Below are 2,343 nucleotides of genomic sequence, written 5' to 3'. Positions count from 1 at the left end.
TGGTGTGGGGGGCTTAGATTAATATCTAGTAATAGAAAAACGGTCTAATTCTATCCTAATTTGCTTTCTAACAGAAAAAGATTAATTTTAAAAGCTGTTGTTGAAAATTACTCCAAGGAAGCTAAACCGATAAGTTCTGAATTATTATCAAAAATATCTTATTTGAATTTTTCTAGCGCTACAATTCGTTATGATATGATGCAATTAGAAAAAAAAGGATATTTGGAAAAAAATCATAAATCTAGTGGAAGAATTCCTTCTTTAAAGGGTTATGTTTTTTATTTAAATAATTTAATGACTCGTGAACAAAAAAAAACTCTTCAAATAATTTCTTTGTTTGAAGATATTCTTGAAAAGAATAGTTTTAATAAAGAAAGAATTATTAAGGATGTTTTAAAATTGTTATGTAATTTAACTAATTATGTAACTATGAGTATAAAACCTAATTTTTTTAAAACAAGTAAAATTATTAAAATTAGTCTAATTTTAGTGAATCCTGAACAAGCAGTGATTTTTCTTATAACAGATAAAGGAAATGTACAAAATCAAAATATTTTTTTAAAACAATATAAAGATTTTACTTTTCAAGATTTGTATAAAATTGTTCTTATTTTTAATAATTTCTTAGTTAATAAATATTTATTTCAAGCTTTAGAAATTGTTAATAGCAATTATTTTAAAGAAAAAATTATGTTTTTTTATAAAAAACCTAATCAAGAGAAATTAATACAATCTTTAATTGATACTTTTTATAATTTTTTTACTAATGATTTTCAAATTTATGGACTTCATAATTTTTTTAATTATTCTAAAAACGAAGATATTAAAACTATTAAAGATATTATACAAATGCTGGATAATAAAGAATTTAATAAAGTTTTTTTTGATTCTAAGGGTGTTCTCTGTCGATTAGCTAACCAAATAAGCCTTATACCTTATCGGAAATTTATTATTGTTTCTATCCCTTATGATATAAATGAAAATGAAAAAGGAATAATTGCTATTTTAGGGCCAATTATAATGGAATATCAAGAAATAATTCCTATTCTTGAATATTTATCTGCTCATTTATCTAATTTATATATGATTTGAAAATATATTTAATTTATTTTTTTCTTTATATATAATTTTTATTTTTTCTGAAAAAGACATAATAAAAAAAAATTAAAACAAAATTTATTGTTTTTTATATTTTTTTATTTTTTATATTTAATTTTTTAAAACAAAAAATATTAAATATATTTTACTTTTTTAATTCTTATGTTTTTATTATTAAATTTGGAATCAAAAAATTAATTTTAAATGAAAATCATTAAAAAAATATACAATATATAATTTTTAAATAAAAAAATTTGAATATTTAAATTTAAAAAGGAGTTTTAAAATTTTAAATGGATAAAAAAATATTTAAAGACATAAAAAAAAATCTTAATAATCAAGAAGTTCCAAAAGAACAAAAAAAAAATGATTTTTGTGAAAAAAAAAATAATATTTCTGAAGATAAGGAAAATGATCAAAAAAAATCTTTTTCAATAAAAGATTCTAAAGACAACGATTTGAGTAAAGATAATATACAAGAAAAAGAATTGAATAAAGATAATATACAAAAACCAGATTTAAAGAAAGAAAGCATAAAAGACAAAGATTTAAATAAAAAAGAAGATAAAAATTTTTGTTTTTGTGATGAAAAAGATAATTTTGATAATTGCGGTTGCAGTATTAACGATAAATCTGAAAAAAATAAATCATCTTGTTCTTGTGATGAACATGAGGAAAAAGAAAAAGAAATTGAAGATGAAAATATTTCTAAAAATGCTAAAGAAAAAGAAATTAATTTTGAAGATATTATTATGAAATTAAAACAAGATAATGCTATTTTGGAAGAAAAATTTTCTAAATTGCAAAAAGAAATGATTGATAATAAATTAAAATATCAAGCAGATTTAGAAAATTTTCGAAAAAGAATTCAAAAAGAAAAAGAAATTTCTATAAAATATTCTTCTTTAGAATTGATTCGTGAGATTTTAGTTCCTTTAGAACAGTTAACGAAAGTTTTAGATGATTCTAAAAATAAAGAAGAAGATTCCTTATTAAAAAGATTTTTGTTAGGATTTCAAATGATAAATCAACAAATTCAGGATATTCTGAAAAAAGATGGAGTTAGAGAGATTGAAACAATTGGAAAACAATTCGATCCTAAATTTCATTTTTCTATAGAAAAAATTTCAGATAAGAATAAACCTAATAATATTGTTGTTGATGAATTTCAAAAAGGTTTTGTTTATAAGGATTTAGGGCGCGAAATGATGCCTAATTATGAGTGATTTCACGTATCACGAACAT

General features: G+C 19.8%; 2 protein-coding genes. Both read left to right on the top strand.

The features are described from left to right. The first annotated feature begins 60 nt into the window (after positions 1 to 60). The gene (gene hrcA, locus ACHMP6_RS01785; RefSeq protein WP_412097816.1) at positions 61 to 1,092 is read left to right on the top strand and encodes a heat-inducible transcriptional repressor HrcA; all 1,032 of its coding nucleotides are present in this window, start codon (positions 61 to 63) and stop codon (positions 1,090 to 1,092) included. 299 nt (positions 1,093 to 1,391) lie between these two features. Further along, on the top strand, positions 1,392 to 2,324 hold the full coding sequence (locus ACHMP6_RS01780; protein WP_412097815.1) for a nucleotide exchange factor GrpE: 933 nt from the start codon (positions 1,392 to 1,394) through the stop codon (positions 2,322 to 2,324). Positions 2,325 to 2,343: the final 19 nt, after the last annotated feature.

The sequence above is a fragment of the Candidatus Phytoplasma palmae genome (genome assembly GCF_046896035.1).
GTDB lineage: Bacteria > Bacillota_I > Bacilli_A > Acholeplasmatales > Acholeplasmataceae > Phytoplasma > Phytoplasma palmae.
Note: the sequence above shows the minus strand (reverse complement) of the source record. Positions and strands in the feature narration are given on the sequence as shown.

Excerpts from the sequence above, each read along its gene's own strand:
- ACHMP6_RS01780 (WP_412097815.1), top strand. The coding sequence starts at position 1,392 with ATGGATAAAAAAATATTTAAAGACATAAAAAAAAATCTTAATAATCAA.